The organism is Psychroserpens mesophilus (assembly GCF_050617655.1).
GTDB lineage: Bacteria > Bacteroidota > Bacteroidia > Flavobacteriales > Flavobacteriaceae > Psychroserpens > Psychroserpens mesophilus_A.
Window position 1 is genome coordinate 1 of sequence record NZ_JBODQC010000399.1, and the last position, 246, is coordinate 246.

The window sequence follows — 246 nt, forward strand, 5'->3', positions numbered from 1 at the left end:
AAATGCAAAAAATTGCTGACAAAGCATTAGAGAAATTTGATATTAAAAAAATTGCCATTCATCATGCAGAGGGTATGTTACAAATAGGTGATATACCAGTGATTATTACTGTATCTGCAAAGCATAGAAAAGCAGCTTTTTTGGCATGTGAATTTGCTATAGATACTTTAAAAGAAACTGTACCAATTTGGAAAAAAGAATATTTTTCTGATGGTGAAGTTTGGGTAAATGCACATCCTTAGTTGT

At 30.9% G+C, this 246-nt stretch carries 1 protein-coding gene; it reads left to right on the forward strand.

All coding sequences use genetic code 11. The annotated features are described in order from the left end of the window. Positions 1 to 242: molybdenum cofactor biosynthesis protein MoaE (locus ACRHNM_RS17760; protein WP_431137967.1), on the forward strand; the 242-nt coding region annotated here is incomplete at its 5' end. Positions 243 to 246: the final 4 nt, after the last annotated feature.